This is a genomic window from Pseudomonas sp. RIT288 (assembly GCF_000631985.1).
In the GTDB taxonomy this organism is placed as follows: Bacteria; Pseudomonadota; Gammaproteobacteria; order Pseudomonadales; family Pseudomonadaceae; genus Aquipseudomonas.
Genome location: NZ_JFYN01000005.1, coordinates 252,218 through 269,937 on the forward strand (window position 1 = coordinate 252,218; position 17,720 = coordinate 269,937).

A 17,720-nucleotide genomic window follows, 5' to 3' on the forward strand; every position below is an offset into this window, starting at 1 on the left:
CAGGACGCCAGCGCGGTTTGTTTTTTTCCGCCCCATGATCAATCCTGTCTCTCGACCCTGCCCACCGGAGCCCCCGATGTCACTGCTGAGCCTGCCCTGCCAACGCCTGACGCTCGCCATCCTCGCCCCGGAACAGGCCGAGCTGGAAAGTGACTTCTATGCACACAACCAGCGCCATCTCGCGCCATGGTCGCCGATCCGCACCACCGAATATTTTTCCAGCGAACAGATTCGCCGTCGGCTTGAAGTCCAGGCCAGTGCCTACGAGGCCGGACTGGCGATGCATTTCGCCCTGCTGACGCCGGATGGCCAACAGATGATCGGCGCGTGCAATTTCAGCGGGATCATTCGCGGCGCATTTCAGGCGTGTTATCTGGGTTATCACATTGACCACGCGCATCAGGGTCAGGGCCTGATGCAGGAAGGCCTGGAGGCTGGCATCGGCTACATGTTCGATACGCAGAACCTGCACCGGATCATGGCCAACTACATGCCCGGCAACGAGCGCAGTGCGCGCTTGCTGGAGCGCCTGGGTTTCGAGCGCGAGGGCTACGCCAAGGCCTACCTGAACATCGCCGGCCGCTGGCAGGACCATGTGCTGACGGCGCTGGTCAATCCGTTGTTCGAAACGCCGGAGAAGCGTTGGTCACGACAACTGGCTTGAGTTTCACAATTTGTTAAGCATTGGCGAAGTATGCTCAAGGCTCCTGCCCTTTCCGGTTGCCTGAAGTCCATGCCGCGTGCCGCCACTTCACTGTTTCTACTCGCCGCCCTGCTGTTTTTTTTCGCTTTGGGTAACCACCAGTTGCAAGGCTCCACCGAGGCCCGGGTCGCCGGGATCGCCATGGAGATGCATCTGGACGATGACTGGGTGACGCCGCGTCTGTTCGGCGAACCGTTTCTGGAAAAACCACCGCTGAGCCTGTGGCTGGACGCCGGCGCCATGCGCGTGTTCGGCGTTTCGCCGTGGGCGGTGCGGCTGGCATCCGCGGTTGCCGGGTTGCTCAGCGTGATGCTGCTGTACGGCATGCTGCGCCGCTTCGGCCGCCCGAAAGCGGTTGCCTGGACGGCGGGGATTCTGCTGGCGACCATGGCCAGTTACTGGAGCAACGTGCGCGGGGTCGGTGAGGATGCGCTGCTGGCGCTCGGCGTGACCACGGCGCTGCTGGCATTCTTTCAGGCGCAACGCGCACCGAGCGCGGGTAACTCGCTGCTGTTTATCGCCGGGATCGCCGTCGCCACGTTGAGCAAGGGCGTGCTCGGACTGGCGATGCCGGGGGTGGTGATTTTCGCCTACCTGCTGGCCGATAACCTGATCGACAAACGCCTGAAGTTCGGCGCCTGGCTGCGTCCCGGCCTGCTAACGGTTGTAGGTCTGATTCCGTTGCTGATCTGGCTCGCCGTGCTCTATCAGCGCGGTGGCTCGCACGCCGTCGCTGAAGTGCTACTGACCAACAGCGTCGGGCGCTTCAGCGGCTCGTTCGTCGAGGCCGGGCATTACGAGCCGTTCTATTACTACCTCGCCAAACTGCCGGAAGCGTTCCTGCCGTGGAACATTCTGGTGTACCTGGGCTTGTGGCATTTCCGTAAAGAATTGAAGGCCAACCGTTACCTGTTGTTTTTCAGCCTGTGGATCGTCGCGCAGTTCATCATGCTGACCCTGGCCTCGAGCAAACGCACGGTGTACCTGATGTCGATGACCCCGGCCGCTGCCGTGATCGCCGCTGAGTACGCGCGCGTGTTGTTCGAGCGCTTGCGGGCGCATGAAACCGCCGACCGCTTCATCGGAAAAGTCGCCCGTCATCGTCAGACGCTTGCCGCAGGGTTGCTCACGGTGGTGATCGTCAGCTACCTCGGCGCGGCCCAGTGGGCACTGCCCAACGCCGACAAGGAGCTGTCGTTCCTGCCGTTGACCCAACATATTCAGACCCTGCAAGCCAACGGTCAGCAGGTGGCGCTGTTCCAGGCCAATGAACGGGTCGGTGGCGCCAGCGTGTTCTACACCCAAAGCGTGCTCAAGGGCCTGGACACCGACGCACAACTGCACGACTTCCTCAGCGCTTCACCCTCGAACGTCGCGGTGATCTCGGCAGACAATGAACCGGTCGCGCCGCTCAGAGTGCTCAAGACCATGATGGTCGGGCGCCAGGCGTACTACTTCGTCGGCTACTGACGTCCTTCGCGCCAGACAATAAAAAACCCGCCGTCACTGGCGGGTTTTGTTTGGGCTGACGCTTTGCAAACTTCAGTTCACCGAGTACTCACTGAGTGCCAATCGGAGGCTTCGATGAAGCCAAGCACCCGCGGATCCGCTTTGTTTGCGGCAGACACAAACAGTGAGGAACCGTAGCCAGGGTCAGAAACCGGTGCGTTCAAGTCCTTTTCCAGCTCCGCCATGCACTCGCTGTGGGTCACCAGGATCAGGTTGCGCCCCGCAAGCTTGTGCGCCAGCGCTTCCTGCAGGATGTGGCCCTTGCAGCTGATAAGCCAGTCTTCGCCGCTGGCCGCGCGGTTGAACATATAACCGGCGGTCTGCACGGTGCGCAGCATCGGGCTGTTGTAGATATCGGCGTTATTCAGGCCCAGATGCTCGAACTGCGCACCGACACCGACCGCAACACTGCGTGAGCGGTCGGTGATGCCGTCTTCGCCACTCAGGCACGGCGCCGGCGAGTGATCGCAGCGCTCGACGTGACGCACCAGCACAATCATGTCGCCCTTGGCCCATCCGGCCGCCAGCGCCCGGGCTCCGGACACATTGCCATGGGCCAGGTCCGGCACCGCCGCCGGGGCGAGCAGCCACAAGGTCAGCGGAATCACCAATAACAAGGCGCCGAGCACGACCCAGGTATTGCGATAGCGGGCCAGTCCGCTCAGGGAAATCGAGCGTTTGACGCCGAACAGACTCAGTCTCAATTCCACATCGGGCCGCCTCGCCGGCATCCATCACAGTCAATTCGATGCGGCGAGGGTAGAGAAGCGGGCGTAAGTGACGAGTGAAACGCATGTGAAAAAAGTCTTGAAGTGCCCTTGTTACAAATTCCGTCGGACAAAAACCTTTCAGCTCTCGTGTTTGCGGCCGATACAGACCTGCTAACACCCTTGCTGGCTCAGAAAAACAACAATCTTCCAGCCTCACCGACGATCAAGTAGCTCTACGTTCCTGGAGGAATTGTGATGAATAGCTGGTTCGGCAACATCAGCGTGAACATGAAATTGGGTCTGGGCTTCGGCCTGGTCCTGGCCCTGACCTGCGTACTGGCCCTGACGGGATGGACCAGCCTCGGTGGCCTGATTGACCGCAGCAACTGGATGAGCGACATCACCCAGCTCAACGCCGGTCTGACCAAGCTGCGCGTGGTGCGCCTGCAGTACATGCTGACCAACGGCGACGAAACCGCCGCGCAGAATGTACAAACCACCCTCGAAAGCTTCGCCGCGCAACAACAGGCGCTGATCAACAAGTTCAAGAGCCCGGAAAACGTCAAGCTGCTCAAGCAGCAGGCCGCGACCATCGCCGAATACCAGACTTCGCTGAACAAGATGCGCAACGCCTACCGCACCGGCAACAGTGCCCGCGACGTGATGGGCAGCAACGCCGACACCGCTTACAACCTGATCGAAACGATCAGCAAGCGTGTGCAGCAAATGGACATGAGCGAGCAGCGCTTCGAGCAGTTCCAGGCCATCACCCAGGCCAAGGAAGCGTTCATCCTGGCGCGCTATGAAGTGCGCGGCTACACCGCCTCCACCAACGCCGAAACCGAGCAGAAAGCCGTTGGCCAACTGGACGCGGCGATTGCCAGCCTCAAGCAACTGAACGTGCATTTCGCCGCCACCCAGCAAGACGCCCTGCGTCAGCTGGAAACCGCTCTGACCAACTACCGCAGCGCGTTGCAGGCGTACAAGAACGCCAACAGCGAAGCGGTGCAGGCGCGTAAAGAGATGACCGATCAGGGCACCGCGATCGTCAACACCAGCGAGCAGCTGTACCAGATCCAGCTCGACCGTCGCGACATCGAAAGCGCCCAGGCCCGTACCTTCCAGCTGATCAGCACCCTGCTGGCGCTGTTGGTCGGTGTGATTGCCGCGGTGATCATCACCCGTCAGATCACCCGTCCGTTGCAGGAAACCCTGGCCGTGGTCGAGCGCATTGCCAGCGGTGACCTGACCCAGAACGTCACCGTCACCCGCCGCGACGAACTCGGCGTGCTGCAACAAGGCATCGCCCGCATGGGCGTGACCCTGCGCGACCTGATCAGCGGCATCCGCGACGGCGTCACCCAGATCGCCAGCGCCGCCGAAGAACTCTCGGCCGTGACCGAGCAGACCAGCGCCGGTGTCAACAGCCAGAAGGTCGAGACCGATCAGGTGGCCACCGCCATGCACGAGATGACCGCGACTGTGCAGGAAGTCGCGCGCAACGCCGAAGAAGCCTCGCAAGCCGCTGCCGCCGCTGACGGCGAGGCCCGTGAAGGCGACAAAGTGGTCAACGAAGCGATCGCGCAGATCGAGCGTCTGGCCAGCGAAGTGGTGCGTTCTACCGAAGCCATGAGCGTGCTGCAACAGGAAAGCGACAAGATCGGCAGCGTCATGGACGTGATCAAGGCCGTGGCCGAACAGACCAACCTGCTGGCACTCAACGCAGCGATTGAAGCCGCGCGTGCCGGTGAAGCCGGCCGTGGGTTTGCCGTGGTCGCCGACGAAGTCCGTGGCCTGGCCCAGCGCACACAGAAATCCACCGAAGAAATCGAAGGTCTGGTCGCCGGTCTGCAGAACGGCACCCAACAAGTGGCTGCCGTGATGAACAACAGCCGCGCCCTGACCGACAGCAGCGTGGCCCTGACCCGCAAGGCTGGCGACTCGCTGGAAAACATCACCCGCACGGTGTCGAACATCCAGTCGATGAACCAGCAGATCGCCGCCGCTGCCGAGCAGCAAAGCGCCGTGGCCGAAGAAATCAGCCGCAGCATCATCAACGTGCGCGACGTGTCGGAACAGACGGCGGCGGCGAGTGATGAAACCGCAGCGTCCAGCGTTGAACTGGCGCGCCTGGGTGGTCAGTTGCAGCAGATGGTCAGCCACTTCCGCGTCTGATCTTCACCTCTGCGCTGAACGAAAGATCGATTCGCGAGCAGGCTCGCTCCTACAGGTACGGCGTTGATCACGGATCATGTGAACAACGCCAATCCCTTGCAGGAGTGAGCCTGCTCGCGATGGCGTCAGCCCAGCCCCCTTCACGTCGCAGACAACCCGCCCTGCGGCAGCTCCTGCAGAGGTTGTCATACGCCTCTAGCGTGTCCCGCGTTGGCGCAACGCCGACGGCATGAAATACGCGTCTTCCGGTACCGGTTGCGAGAAGTCCACGGTGGAGGCTTCTTCGTTGTCGAGGTTCTGCACGTAGTAACGTCGTGCCTGCAAGTCGTGGAACACGTCCAGTGCGCTCCAGGTGGTGGGCAGGTCGTAGAAGTTTTTCAGGTAGGCCATCGACACCCGCCACAACTCCCCTCGCCCATCATATTGGTCGACCAGCGCCGCGCCCCAGCTGTCCTCGTCGAGAAACAACACGCGCTTGGAATAGACATGTCGCGCGCCCGGCTTCAGATTGCCTTCGACCACCCACACGCGGTGCAGCTCATAGCGAGTGAATTGCGGGTTGAGGTGGCCCGGGGTCAGCAGTTGTGCGTACTTCACGTCGGGGCTGCCGACCTTGTAGTTGTTGTAGGGGATGTAGATTTCCTGTTTGCCCTTGAGCTTCCAGTCGTAGCGGTCCGGCGCGCCGTTGAACAGGTCGGTGTCATCGGCAGTGCGCAGGCCATCGGATGAGGCGATCGGCGTGTCATACGCCAGGTTCGGCGCGCGGCGCACGCGGCGTTGGCCGGCGTCGTAGACCCAGGCCTGACGCGGGTCCTTGAGCTGATCGAGCATCTCGTGCACCAGCGCCGCACCACCGGCCAGTCGCGCCGGACTTTTCACGAAGGCGAGGTAGTAGAACAGGATGTTTTTCAGGTCAGCGTACTGCCCGCCCGGACGGTAGAAGTTGAACAGTGCTTCCTGCTGCGAGGTGACGAGTGCAAAGCTGCCGTTGCGCTGCACCGGTGCTTCGGAAGCACGACGCACCACGTAGATCCCGCGATAACGGGTGATGTGGTTCCACAGCACCTCGATGCCGTCCTTGGGCACCGGGAACGGTACACCGCCGTAGGCATCGGCGAATCCGCTGCCACCCTCCAGCAGTTTGGCCGAGGTCGCGTTCTTCAGAGTGTTGTCATACAGCCACTGCGGCGCCGAGCCCGAGCGGCGCGACGGATAGACCGGCATCTGGAACGTGTCGGGGTAGCTGGTGAACAACGCGATCTGACCGGGGCTGAGGTGGGCCTTGTACTGGTCGAGATTGGCCTTGGTGATGGTGAACAGCGGCTTGTCCGCGGCGTATGGATCCGGGTGATGTTGTCCAGGTTTGTAACCGGCCGGCGCCTGGGTGATGCCGCCGGTCCAGGCCGGAATGGTGCCGGCGGCGTTGCCGGCACGCTCGGCGCCCAGGGGCGTGAGGGTGGTTTTCAGTTGTTCGGCTTGTTGCGGGGTGATGGCGCCGAGTGCACTGCCGGCGCTCAGGCCCAGAACCAGCGCCAGCATGGTTTTGCTGAGTCGTGATGCGTAAAACATGATCGATCTCCGAGAGGGGAGTGAGGTCTGAAAATCACCGCAAGTCCCTTGTAGGAGTGAGCCTGCTCGCGATAGCGGTGTGTCAGACAACATTTACTGCGACTGAAAATCCGCTATCGCGAGCAGGCTCACTCCTACAAGGGGTGCGCCTGTGTTCTGGATATCAAAGGAAATACTTGAGGTTGAACCCGACGTTGTCGCGGTCGCGAATCCCGTTGTTCTGCCCGCCGCCCCAGAAGTTGGTGTATTGCACCTCGGCTTCGAGCTTGTTCTGGTAGTTGGCCTTGATCCCCAGGGTGTAGGCCTTGCGCCCGTCGATGGTGTTGCCGGCCTGATAGCTGTTGCCCTTGAAGTCATCCTTGTAGACGACGTAAGGCGAGACGTTGACCCCAGCGTACACGTCGTTCCAGGTGCCGTTGAACATCACCGTGTAGCTGTAGGAGTCGCGGTTGACCTGATCGTCACGATCACCGCCGGACACATAAGAAGTGTTGCCGGTACCCGCGTAATAACGCGTACTGCCATCGTAAGCGGTGTATTGCAGGCTGCTGCCGCGCAGGTGTTCGGAGGCCAGTTCGAAGATGCCGAACATCGAGTCGAACGACAGCGTCGGCCCGAAGTTGTAGATGCTGCCCAGCGAGGTGTTGAACGCCTCCACGCGCTCGGCGTTATTGATCTCGCTGTCGAGGGTGACCATCTGCCCGCCGACGTTGACGGGCTTGCCGGTCACCGCTACGGCGGCACCGTTGGCCAGGTCACCGATCAAATCGTTGGTGGCCGCCACACCGATCGGCAGGTTCGGTCGATAGGCGATTTCACCGAACACCGAAGCCTGGCCCAAAGTGGTGTTGAAGCTGAAACCGTACATGCGAATGTCTTCGGCATAACGCCGATGCGCCTGGATGTTGCCCATCACATCGGCCGTCGCCAGACCGTTGGCCAACGCTCCGGCCTGACTGCCGGCCACGCTGGAGAGCATGTTGGTCAGGGCATTCATGTCGATGCCCTTGTAGCCACCGAGGTCAGCGGCGATGGTCGGCTCCTTGGCGTGGTAGTTGACCAGATACAGGCCGAACTCGGTGCTGTTGAGTTCCTCGGCGATGTAGCGGAAGGCGAAGCCGAACTGACCGTCGTTGCGTGCGTTGTAGTCCTTGCCGATCGACGCCACCTTGAGCGTGTTGCCGTAGGCCGGCGTCACACCGTTGGCGTACAGGCCGGTGCTTTTTAGCGCCGGGCCGAGCAACGGGTTGTTGCCCAGTGCGCTGTACAGACCAATGACGTTGCCGAAGCCCGGCACCGGGGTATCAAGCGCGGTGCCGCCGAAGTTGTTGTAACCGGTGTTGCCGCCATCGGCGAACAGATCGGTCTGCGAGTAGAAAGTGCCAACCGGATCGATGCGGGTTTCTTTCCAGTTGGTCTGGTAGAAACTTTCCAGGGTCAGCGAATCGCTGAGGCCAATGTTGAAGCTCAAGGCCTCCACCGGCATCAGCACTTCCTTGACCTCGGCCCCCGGCAAACGGTACTTCGCCGCGTCCACCGGGTTGGTGGTGTTGATCCCGCCGCGATAGAAAATCCCCTCGCCCCAGTTGAACACCTGACGCCCGACCCGCGCAGTCACCGGCATCTGCGCCACGTCCCAGTTGCCGTAGACATAGGCGTCGAGCATCTCGATCCGGCTGCCGGCGATGTCGCGGGTCTGGCTGGTGAAACGGTCGTCCTGCGGATAGCTCTGACTCGGTTGCGACGGGTTGTTGTTGCGGTAGTAATCGTTGCGCTTGTCCATCAACTGGGTGTCGTAGAACGCCGTGCCGCGCAGGAACATCCCGTAGTTCTGGTAGTTGGCTTCCAGCTCCGAAGTGATCTTGTACACCTCGGAAACCAGCCCGGTATCGAAGTTGCGATTGCCGTCGTTGGTGTTGACGTCATCGTTGTTCTTGTCGCGCCCCTGCACCCGCCACAAACGACCATAGGACAGCGTCGTGTCGATCGAGCCGGTGACTTGATTGTCCAGCACGCTGAACTCGGCAGCCTGCACCGGATCCACCGCGCAGAGTTGCAGCAGCCCTGCCAGGCCGACACCGGGAAGTGCCACGCCGGTGAGGCGCAATCGAGTGTTGATCATGGGTTCCTCCTTGTTCTTATTGTTTTTTGCGTGGCCGCGATGGCTACGGTGCCAGCCCCGCGCGGACATAAATCCGGCTGTGCGCGCCGAAATGCCCGAGCAGTTTGAACAGCTGCTGATTGAGTGCCGGATGTTCGAAACGCTCGCGCTGCAACTGGTTGCCGCTGCTGAAATCACCGGTGACCGGAGCCGTCTCCAGCCACTGGCCGATGGCTTCATCGAACGCTGCCGAGTCCTCGACCGACTCGGCGCTGACCACTTCGCGCAAGTAGTCCACCGAGTACGGCGGATACTGTTGGTCTTGAGCGACATCGGCGTAGGCCGCGAGCATCGGATGCGCCTGACCGGTGCGCAGCACGCGACGCAGCCAGGTCGATTGATACTTCTCGATTTCCATGTGGCGGGTGGCGACGCGTTCGATCGAGGCTTTTTTATCATCGGCAAAACCAGCCAGCGCCTTGCCTTCCAGCAGCAACAGACTGGGCAGTTCGACCCCGGGCAGCGGCTTGGCGTGATACGGCTGGGTCAAGTCCTGCACGTGGTGCACGCCCCACCCGAGAAACCGGTAACCCCAGTAAGAATGGCCACTGGCGAACGCCAAACGCGCCAGCCCCAGGTATTGATAGGCGCGCCAGTCCGGCCAACTGCGCTGAAGAAATCCGGCAGCGGCATACACCACCGCGCTTTCATGGAAGAAGCCCATGTGGAACGGCGCCTGCGAGCTGTACTGAAAACGCGCATCGCCAAACGGCTGCAGGCCGAAGCCATACAGCGCGCCGACCTCGCCGGGGTTGTCGCTGAACAGGTTGATGTCGTGACCGTAATCCGGCTCGTCGGCAGCGCTTGCCAGTACCGCCAGCGGTGCGACTTTCTCGCCGTCCGCCACGCGAATGAAACGCTGGCGATTCCATGGCGAAAGCGTCTGCTCGACCATCACCTGATCGGCGCTGAGAGGTTCGCGTTCGGGCAGGTCTTGGCCCGGCAGCGGCTGAATGACCATCGCCAGATGAATGCGCGGATTGAGCCGCAACGCCGTGAGAAAGTCGTGGCGCAGATTGTCACCCGGCACCGCTGGCAACTTCAGATTGTCGGGGCGCGGCGGGTACTGGGTGAAGTGTTCACGGGCGAAGCTTTCCTGTTGCTCCAGCAGTGCAACCACGGCCGGATATTGCTCGGCGAGAAAATGCTCCAGCGGCTCGACCTCGACCGGCGGCGCATCACGCAGCGCCGGTAATTCCTGCAACGCCAGATAGCTGCCCACCGTGTGGTTCGACCAGCCCCACGCCGTCGGGGCCATTGCACAAAGCAGCAACAGGAGAAAGGTCAGCTTCATTGCTTTTAATTCTTATTGGAGGTGCTGTGGGGGTTGAGCCTAACAACCGCCCCCGGCGCTGACACTGTCCGATCTCACCAGAAAAAGTCTCCGATAGCGCCATTTCAGGATCACCACCCCCCTGTGTAGGAGCTGCTGAAGGCTGCGATCTTTTGACGTTGATTCTTTAAAAACAAGATCAAAAGATCGCAGCCTGCGGCAGCTCCTACAGGGGGATTGGTGGTGTTTCTTCAGGCGGGGTAACCGGTGATTTTGCGGATGCTCTGATAGAGCGGCTTGAGCTGGCGATACATGCGCAGGTACACCTCTTTGTACAAACGCTCATAGACCTGCTGCGCCTCGGGTTGCGGGGTGAACACCGTCCCGACTCGGGTCATCGCAGCAATCGCCGTGGGGAAATCCGCATACAAGCCCAACCCCACCGCACAACAAATTGCCGCGCCCAGCCCGGACGCTTCATACACATGCGGACGCTCCGCCGGCAGGCCAAAAATATTTGCCGTAAGCTGCATCGCTGCATCACTCTGCGAACCGCCACCGGCCACTCGCAGACGCTTGACCGACACCTTCGAACGCCTCTCGATGTTCTCCAGCCCCTGGCGCAAGGCATACGCCAGCCCTTCCAGAATCGCCCGGTAAATGTGCGCGCGAGTGTGCACGTCGCCGAAGCCGATCATCGCGCCTTTGGCCTCGACGCCCGGCTCACGAATCCCCGGCGACCAGTACGGCTGCAGCATCAGCCCCATCGATCCCGGCGGCACCGCGTTCACCAGCGCATCGAACAGTTGCTCGGGTTCAATGCCCTGCTCTTTCGCCTGCTGCATTTCGCGCAGGCCGAACTCGTTCTTGAACCAGCTGACCATCCAGTAACCGCGATAAATCATCACCTCGCAGTTGTACTGATCCGGCACCGCCGAAGGGTACGGCGGGATCAGCGGGACGATTTCCAGATAGCGCGAACGGGTGCTGGTAATCGTCGCGGTGGTGCCGTAGGACAGGCACACGGTGCTCGTATCGACCACGCCGGAACCGACCACTTCGCAGGCCTTGTCAGCGCCCGCGGCAATCAGCGGCAAGCCCTCGGGAATCCCGGTGTGGCGGCTGGCCTCAGCGCTGATGTAGCCGAGGGTTTCACCGGGTTTGTGCAAGGTCGGCAATTGCTCCGGACGTACCGCCAGCGCCTGCCATTTCCAGTCACTGGGCGCGGCCCATTTCAGGCGTTTGAAGTCGAACGGCAGATAGCCGACGCAACATCCGACAGAGTCGACAAAGCGCCCACACAGGCGATGGGTGAGAAAGCCCGAGAGCAGCAGAAACTTGTCGGTCGCCGCCCATACTTCAGGCTGGTGTCTGGCGATCCAGTTGGCCTCGGCCTGAGCACGAAAGTAATCCACGGTAGCCTGCGCGCCGACCAGTTTGAACAGCCAGCCCCACGGTCCCTTGATCCCGCCCTCGACTTCGCTCTGGCGTTGATCGAGCCAAAGAATGGCCGGGCGCAGCGGCTTGCCCTGAGTATCGACGTTGATCACCGTGCCGCGCTGAGTGGTCAGTGAGACGCCGGCAATCTGCGAGCGATCAATCCCGGTTTGCGCCCATACCTGCTGACAGGCCTCGCCGAGTTTCGCCCAGTAATATTCCGGGTCCTGCTCGGCCCAGCCCGGTTGCGTCGAGTAGTACGCCTGCAACTCGACCTTGCCTTTGCCGAGCAGATTGCCCTGCAAATCGAAGAGCAATGCGCGCACGCTCTGGGTGCCGTTGTCGATCGCCAGCAGGTAGCGCTTGTTCGAGTGGTTATCCATGGCGCTCTCTTCAAGGGGCATCAAGGCGTGGCATCCGGCAGGCCGTGATGGCGTTGCCACAACGCCCGGTAACGCTGCAGCTCTTGCTGCCAGTGTGCATCGTCCCAGCCCAGGCGAGGCTGGCAGAGTTGGCGGATGGCAACAAAATGCGCTTCGCCACCGCACGCCAGCAACAGGCCCAGACGGGTGCGGCGCAGCAATAGATCATCGAGGTGCAGAACCATTTCCGCCTCACAGGCGAAGGCCAGTTCTGCCCACAAGGTGTCGGTGTTGCCGACCGTTTCGTGGCCCAACTCGGTGATCAACTGCGCCAGTCGCGGCAGATCGCGACCGTGGCGTCCGGCCAGACGTCGCCACTGTTGCGGGCTGAGTCCGGGGATCGACAGTGGCGCTACGGCGGCAAAAACGGCGGCGCCATCATCTTCGAAATGGCGGCCAAGCATGTCGGCACAGGCCTTGAGCACTTCGATGGCTTGCGGACGAAATGTTGTCAGCTTGCCGCCGGCTAACGTGACGCAACCCGGCTCCTGCCACAGCACATGTTCACGGGTTTCATTCGACGGTTTGCCTTGCTGTTCACCCGCCGCGCTGCCCACCACCGGACGTACGCCGGACCAGGTCGACAGCACATCGTTCGCCGTCACTTCGGCACCTGGAAATTGTTGCGTGCAAGCCGCCAGCAGATAGTCGAGTTCTTCGGCGCTGATGCTCGCACTCTGGTCCAGATTCTCGCGATGATCGAGGTCGGTGGTGCCAATCACCGTTGCCCCTTCCCACGGAAAAACAAACACCGGCCGACGGTCACGCTCATGCAGAAAAGTGAAGGCCTGCGCCACCGGCAAGCGCCAGCCCGGCAACAGCAGATGACTGCCACGCAGCGGGCGCAATTGTCGCGGAGCCTCGGGCAAACGCAGGCGCTCAGCCCATGCCCCGGTCGCCACCGCCAGCACGCCGCAACGCAATTGCCGCGACCCGCCCGCCTCGCAATCCTCAACCTGAACCCCGCACACCCGGCCGTCTTCGCGCAGCAAATGTTCAACGCGCACCCCGTTAAGCACCACTGCGCCATCGGCCCGCGCTTCGTGCAACACGCGCATCACCAGCCGTGCGTCATCGGTCAGCGCATCAACGAAACAGGTGCCGCCGAGCAGGTGGTTTTCCTTCACCCCCGGCGCCAGAAAACGCAGTTGCTGCGCGTCATGAAAACAATGGCTGCGGCGTCCCGCCAACGCGTCGTACACCGACAACAAGCCACCGAGCACACGCGGCCCGGGAAAACCGCCGCGATAGTGCGGCATCATGAAACTCATCGGTTCCACCAGCCCCGGCGCTTCGTCGAGCAGGCGCTGGCGCTCGCGCACCGAATCACGGGTCAGACGCCACTGCCCTTTGGCGATGTAACGCAAACCGCCGTGAACCATTTTCGACGATCGGCTGGAGGTGCCCCAGGCGAAATCCCGTTGTTCCAGCAGCAGACAACGCCAACCGCGCCGCGCCGCTTCGCGCAGGATTCCGGCACCGCTGATGCCGCCGCCGATGACGATCAGGTCCCAGCTTGCGTCGGCCAATGTCGGCAAGGTTTGCTGGCGCCACGCAGCGTTCCAGTCCGGGTGCATGACCGTCACTCCTGCAACAGGGTGCCGGGGTTGAGGCGCCCGGCCGGATCGAAGTGCCTGCTCAGCGCCTGCAAGGTATCCATCGCCAGCGCGCCTTTTTCGCGCGGCAGGTACGGCGCGTGATCCTTGCCGACGCCGTGCTGGTGGCTGATGGTGCCGTGGTTGTCGACGATGGTCTGGCTGGCCGCGTGTTTGAGCGCCTGCCAGCGCGCCAGCGTCGTCGGATAATCCGCCGCCGGGCGAAACACGTAAGTGGTGTAGATGCTCGAACCTTCGCCGTAGACGTGAGACAGATGGGTGAACACATGCACCCGTTCGCCCTCCGCTGCCAAGGCATCGCGCAGACTGTTTTCGATGAGGTTGAGAAGGTTGTCGACGTTGCTCCAGTCGGTGGCGGTTTCCAGGGTGTCGACCACGTAACCGGCGTTCCACAGGTTCTCGCGCAGGTAGGGAAAACGGAAGCGGTTCTGCGCCCACTTCTTGCCAAGCAACGTACCGGTGAACACACCGCCGAAGGCTTTCAGATGCTGGCGCGCCTGGCTCAGCGACAGCGCATTTTGCCGACGATTGCCAGTCACGCCGAAGGTCAGCAGGCACTTGCCTTCACCGGCGCCGCGCAGGTTCAGATACTTTTCCAGCCAGGCGATTTGCTGCGGATGCCCGGCCAGCGCCAGTTGGGTTTCGGTCTCCACCGCGTTCGACAGGCGCAGCATCGACAGCGGCACTCGCGCCTGCGCCAATTGGCGGATCGCTTGCAGCGCTTTGCTCCAGCTCGGCAGGAACACCCCGTAAAAACGTTCATCAGCCGGCAGCGGGCTGACCCGCACCTTGACCTCGGAAATGATCCCGAAACGGCCCTCGCAACCGAGCACGACTTCGCGCAGATCAGGCCCCGCCGCCGAGGCTGGAAATGTCGGAATTTCCAACGGCCCGGCGAAGGTTTCCAGGGTCCCGCCGGCGAACAATTGCTCGATGCGCCCATAGCGCAGCGACTGCTGACCACTGGAGCGACTGGCGACCCAACCGCCCAGCGTCGACAACTCCCACGACTGCGGGAAATGCCCCAGCGTGTAGCCGCGAGCGCGCAGCTGACTTTCCACCTGCGGGCCACTGGCACCGGGACCGAGCGTCGCCAGTTGGCTCTGTTCGTCGAGGTCGATCAGGCGATTCATCCGCGCCAGCGACACCGTCACCACCGGCCGCGTCGAATCCGGCGGGTTGATATGCCCGGCCACCGAAGTGCCGCCGCCGTAGGGAATCAGGCACAGATCCTGCTCATGGGCCAGCGCCAGCAATTGGCGGATCTGCCCGGCGGTTTCGGGAAACGCCACCGCGTCCGGATAGTTGCCCAGCGCGCCTTCGCGCAGCGCCAGCCAGTCCGGCAGGCTCTGGCCCCGGGCGTGCAGCAGACGATCATGGGCGTCGACGCTGTACAAGGCGTGCGCCGCCAGCCGCGAAAGCGGCACCCGTGCCAATGCCGACTCCAGCGTGGCATCGGGCAACACGTGCCCGGCCCCCAGTCGTTCATGGAGAAAACTCGCGCCATGGGCCGGCAGTTCGACCACCGTGGTTGCCTCTCCCCAGCCGTTCCAGCGTCGCATGCGTGTGTCCTTCTTATGCAGTCTGATCAGTGATGTGGCAGGCCTCCATACTAGTCAGCGGCCGAAAAGTGTCACGGTCGCATCCGGCCAGTTCGAGTAGCCAATTGAGTCAAACGTCGCGCAAGTGCCAGCCATTTACTTTAGTCGGGGTTTCAAATTACCTTTCAGGCATTCATTCGCTCACGCAGGCCTTGATCAAGGGATTCGGATCATGCAATCGCTCGGCTTCACCTCGGTTCCGCCGCTGCTCAAATACGTGCGCCATGCCGAGCAACTGGGCATGGCCATCGAGCCGGCGTTGGCGGCAGCCGGATTGCAGGCGCAGCAACTGAGCGACAACAGCCTGCGCCTGCCGGGTGAAACCCATGAGCGCCTGCTCGACTATTTCTGCGAGCACTCGGGCGATCCGCTGTTTGGTCTCAATGCCGCGAACTTCGTCCTGCCCAATTCCTGGAGCGTGCTCGGTTACATCACCATGAACTGCGCGACTCTGGGCGACGCCATGAGCCGGATCATGCCGTTCGAAAAACTGGTGGGCGACATGGGCGTCAGCCGTGCCGAAGTGCAGGACGGCCACGTTCACCTGATCTGGACTTGCCGCTACGAGCGTCCGCGGATTCGTCGGCATCTGGTGGAAAACGTCCTCGGCTCCTGGCTGCAATATGCGCGCTGGATCGCCGACACGCAGATGTCGCCCGCCGCCGTGTGGCTGGAACATCCGTGCCCGACAGACGCCAGCCAGGCGCAATTCGAAGCGTTTTTCGATTGCCCGGTGCTGTTCGAGCAGGCGTATTCGGCGCTGATCGTGCCTCTGGCGTACCTGCAATTACCGCTGCGCCAGGCCGACGCGCAATTGCTGCGCACCCTGGAAGAACATGCGAAGGGGTTGATGGCGACACTGGAGGATGCGTCGCTGGAGCAGCGGGTCAAAAGCATCCTGCGCCAGTTGCTCAAGGAAGGCTTGCCGCGCAAGGAACAGGTGGCCGAGCAGCTCGCGGTTTCGGTGCGTACGTTGCAGCGTCAGTTGCATCTGGCGGGGACGTCTTATCAGCAGATTCTGGATGATTTGCGTCAGGAGCTGGCCGAGCATTATTTGCTCAACAGTACGTTGCCGATTCAGGACATTGCGCAGTATCTGGGGTTTACCGAGCCGCGGTCGTTCCATCGCACGTTCAAGAGCCGGCGCGGGATGCCGCCGGGGGAGTTTCGGCAGATGCATCGGGGGTGACAGGACTGGCGCCATCGCGAGCAGGCTCACTCCTACAGTGAGTCGTGCGGAACACAAAATCTGCGCTCACTGAAGATCAATTGTAGGAGTGAGCCTGCTCGCGATGGGGCCAGCCGCCATAACGCAATAAACATTTTTTAGCGCAGATGTTTAAGGACACTCAGCGTTACGCGAAACCACCCACAAATCCTTGCGCCGCTGCCTACGGCTACGCCAGAATCCGCCGGCTTGTGCGCCTTGGAGGCCGTCGGTAACTTGAGTCCATCACTGATTTCCAGTGATCGGGTTTAGTAGCCCGAGGTTCTTCCAGGGTGCATTGCACATCAAACAGTCAGGCATTTTCCGCCTGCACTCTATGGTGGCTGTGCGTAGGGCGCTTTCGAGCGCGCCGGTTTTCCCTGGGTCCCCGGTCTACTAACCTGCGCACAGCTGCCACCTCTTCTTATTAGTAGAGAAGCGGTGATGGCTCCTACTTCAGGACCCAAAATCATGTTCAAAGTTACACCCAACCCGCCATCCACCGACGCGGCCTCCCCCTACGAATCCCCCGATTCAAGGAAATTCCACGAAGCCGCCGAGCGCGCCCTCGACCACTACCTCGGCCCACCGAGGCCCGCCATCATGGCCACCCCATACCAGCCCAATCGTCTCTACATGGCCAATCCGGCCAGCGGCACCGAACCGTTGCTGGCCGACGCCTGCGAAAGCCTCGGCTCGGCCACCGTGATGCTCAACGACTTTGCCGGCCTGCTTGAAGGCTCGCACCGCAAGACCCTGCAAGGCATCGCACAAGTGGTGATGGTGGCGGAAATCGCCGTCAATCGGGTGCTGGATCAATTAGTGCCGACCGAATAACGAAAAAGCCCGCGGCCAGACCTTTGTGGTTTGGCAACGGGCTTTTTTGTCGGCTCGACTCAAACACTGATCGCGTTGGTAAACACCAACCGATTACCAAACGGATCAGCAATCGTCATGTCCTGACTGCCCCACGGCATCGCCTGAATCTGTGGGTGCGAGAACTTGTAGTCCTTGGCCAGCAACTGCTGCTGAAACGCCTCCAGCTCATCGGTCTCGATACGCAATGCCGAGCCCGGCGTCGCATCCCCATGATGCTCGGACAGGTGCAGCACGCACTCACCACGCGACACCTGCACATACAGCGGGAAGTTCGCTTCGAAACGATGCTGCCAGTCGATCTTGAAGCCGAGGAAGTCGACGTAAAATTCCAACGCCTTGGCTTCATCGAAGATCCGCAGGATCGGGGTGGTTTTGCCGAAGCTCATGGGGTGCTCCCTGACTTGTTTGGCCCAAAAGTGTAGCTGGGCGTGATGTCAGCAATTCGGCTTGGTTTCGAC

General features: G+C 61.7%; 12 protein-coding genes and 2 pseudogenes. 6 read left to right on the forward strand and 8 right to left on the reverse strand.

Annotation, left to right across the window (positions count from 1 at the left end):
- Positions 1 to 76 precede the first annotated feature (76 nt).
- Positions 77 to 664 carry a ribosomal protein S5-alanine N-acetyltransferase gene (rimJ, locus tag BW33_RS07070; protein WP_047597977.1) on the forward strand — a complete coding sequence of 196 codons (588 nt, stop codon included), beginning with the start codon at positions 77 to 79 and terminating at the stop codon, positions 662 to 664.
- A gap of 30 nt (positions 665 to 694) precedes the next feature.
- Positions 695 to 2,173 (forward strand): ArnT family glycosyltransferase, encoded by a 1,479-nt coding sequence (locus BW33_RS07075; RefSeq protein ID WP_081794183.1) that lies wholly within the window; start codon positions 695 to 697, stop codon positions 2,171 to 2,173.
- Between the two features lie 77 nt (positions 2,174 to 2,250).
- Here the strand turns inward: BW33_RS07075 and BW33_RS07080 are convergent, their stop codons facing one another.
- On the reverse strand, positions 2,251 to 2,922 hold the full coding sequence (locus BW33_RS07080) for a histidine phosphatase family protein (protein ID WP_047597980.1): 672 nt from the start codon (positions 2,920 to 2,922) through the stop codon (positions 2,251 to 2,253).
- A 288-nt stretch (positions 2,923 to 3,210) separates the two neighbouring features.
- On the opposite strand from BW33_RS07080, the pseudogene BW33_RS30405 reads away from it, so the two are divergent.
- Together BW33_RS30405 and BW33_RS30410 are read left to right on the forward strand one after the other, a co-directional pair.
- Positions 3,211 to 4,239, forward strand: a pseudogene (locus BW33_RS30405) (methyl-accepting chemotaxis protein); the annotation flags it as partial.
- A 261-nt stretch (positions 4,240 to 4,500) separates the two neighbouring features.
- Positions 4,501 to 5,097, forward strand: a pseudogene (locus tag BW33_RS30410) (methyl-accepting chemotaxis protein); the annotation flags it as partial.
- Positions 5,098 to 5,292: 195 nt separating this feature from the next.
- Here the strand turns inward: BW33_RS30410 and BW33_RS07090 are convergent.
- The 6 genes from BW33_RS07090 to BW33_RS07115 all read right to left on the reverse strand — a co-directional run bounded on the left by BW33_RS07090 (position 5,293) and on the right by BW33_RS07115 (position 15,137).
- Positions 5,293 to 6,666, reverse strand: coding sequence for a DUF1329 domain-containing protein (locus tag BW33_RS07090; protein ID WP_047597983.1), 1,374 nt, complete (start codon positions 6,664 to 6,666; stop codon positions 5,293 to 5,295).
- A gap of 163 nt (positions 6,667 to 6,829) precedes the next feature.
- Positions 6,830 to 8,788 (reverse strand): DUF1302 domain-containing protein, encoded by a 1,959-nt coding sequence (locus BW33_RS07095; protein ID WP_047597985.1) that lies wholly within the window; start codon positions 8,786 to 8,788, stop codon positions 6,830 to 6,832.
- A 43-nt stretch (positions 8,789 to 8,831) separates the two neighbouring features.
- Entirely contained in the window at positions 8,832 to 10,121 is a 1,290-nt protein-coding gene (locus tag BW33_RS07100) for a phospholipase (protein WP_047597986.1), read from the reverse strand.
- Positions 10,122 to 10,351: 230 nt separating this feature from the next.
- The gene (locus tag BW33_RS07105; protein WP_047597987.1) at positions 10,352 to 11,920 is read right to left on the reverse strand and encodes an FGGY-family carbohydrate kinase; all 1,569 of its coding nucleotides are present in this window, start codon (positions 11,918 to 11,920) and stop codon (positions 10,352 to 10,354) included.
- A 20-nt stretch (positions 11,921 to 11,940) separates the two neighbouring features.
- Positions 11,941 to 13,536: a glycerol-3-phosphate dehydrogenase/oxidase gene (locus BW33_RS07110; RefSeq protein WP_047597988.1), complete on the reverse strand. Its 1,596-nt coding sequence runs from the start codon at positions 13,534 to 13,536 to the stop codon at positions 11,941 to 11,943.
- A 5-nt stretch (positions 13,537 to 13,541) separates the two neighbouring features.
- Positions 13,542 to 15,137, reverse strand: coding sequence for an FAD-binding oxidoreductase (locus BW33_RS07115; RefSeq protein WP_047597989.1), 1,596 nt, complete (start codon positions 15,135 to 15,137; stop codon positions 13,542 to 13,544).
- A 211-nt stretch (positions 15,138 to 15,348) separates the two neighbouring features.
- Here BW33_RS07115 and gliR point away from each other — a divergent pair, with 211 nt between their 5' ends.
- Together gliR and BW33_RS07125 are read left to right on the forward strand one after the other, a co-directional pair.
- Positions 15,349 to 16,365, forward strand: a complete 1,017-nt coding sequence (gene gliR, locus BW33_RS07120; protein WP_047597991.1) for an AraC family transcriptional regulator GliR — start codon at positions 15,349 to 15,351, stop codon at positions 16,363 to 16,365.
- Positions 16,366 to 16,854: 489 nt separating this feature from the next.
- The gene (locus tag BW33_RS07125) at positions 16,855 to 17,220 is read left to right on the forward strand and encodes a DUF6124 family protein (protein ID WP_047597992.1); all 366 of its coding nucleotides are present in this window, start codon (positions 16,855 to 16,857) and stop codon (positions 17,218 to 17,220) included.
- A gap of 59 nt (positions 17,221 to 17,279) precedes the next feature.
- Here BW33_RS07125 and BW33_RS07130 read toward each other — a convergent pair whose 3' ends face one another.
- Positions 17,280 to 17,648: a glyoxalase superfamily protein gene (locus BW33_RS07130; RefSeq protein ID WP_047597993.1), complete on the reverse strand. Its 369-nt coding sequence runs from the start codon at positions 17,646 to 17,648 to the stop codon at positions 17,280 to 17,282.
- Between the last annotated feature and the right edge of the window lie 72 nt (positions 17,649 to 17,720).

Excerpts from the sequence above, each read along its gene's own strand:
- rimJ (WP_047597977.1), top strand. The coding sequence starts at position 77 with ATGTCACTGCTGAGCCTGCCCTGCCAACGCCTGACGCTCGCCATCCTC.
- BW33_RS07075 (WP_081794183.1), top strand. The coding sequence starts at position 695 with ATGCTCAAGGCTCCTGCCCTTTCCGGTTGCCTGAAGTCCATGCCGCGT.
- BW33_RS07090 (WP_047597983.1), bottom strand. The coding sequence starts at position 6,666 with ATGTTTTACGCATCACGACTCAGCAAAACCATGCTGGCGCTGGTTCTG.
- BW33_RS07095 (WP_047597985.1), bottom strand. The coding sequence starts at position 8,788 with ATGATCAACACTCGATTGCGCCTCACCGGCGTGGCACTTCCCGGTGTC.
- BW33_RS07100 (WP_047597986.1), bottom strand. The coding sequence starts at position 10,121 with ATGAAGCTGACCTTTCTCCTGTTGCTGCTTTGTGCAATGGCCCCGACG.
- BW33_RS07105 (WP_047597987.1), bottom strand. The coding sequence starts at position 11,920 with ATGGATAACCACTCGAACAAGCGCTACCTGCTGGCGATCGACAACGGC.
- BW33_RS07110 (WP_047597988.1), bottom strand. The coding sequence starts at position 13,536 with ATGCACCCGGACTGGAACGCTGCGTGGCGCCAGCAAACCTTGCCGACA.
- BW33_RS07115 (WP_047597989.1), bottom strand. The coding sequence starts at position 15,137 with ATGCGACGCTGGAACGGCTGGGGAGAGGCAACCACGGTGGTCGAACTG.
- gliR (WP_047597991.1), top strand. The coding sequence starts at position 15,349 with ATGCAATCGCTCGGCTTCACCTCGGTTCCGCCGCTGCTCAAATACGTG.
- BW33_RS07125 (WP_047597992.1), top strand. The coding sequence starts at position 16,855 with ATGTTCAAAGTTACACCCAACCCGCCATCCACCGACGCGGCCTCCCCC.
- BW33_RS07130 (WP_047597993.1), bottom strand. The coding sequence starts at position 17,648 with ATGAGCTTCGGCAAAACCACCCCGATCCTGCGGATCTTCGATGAAGCC.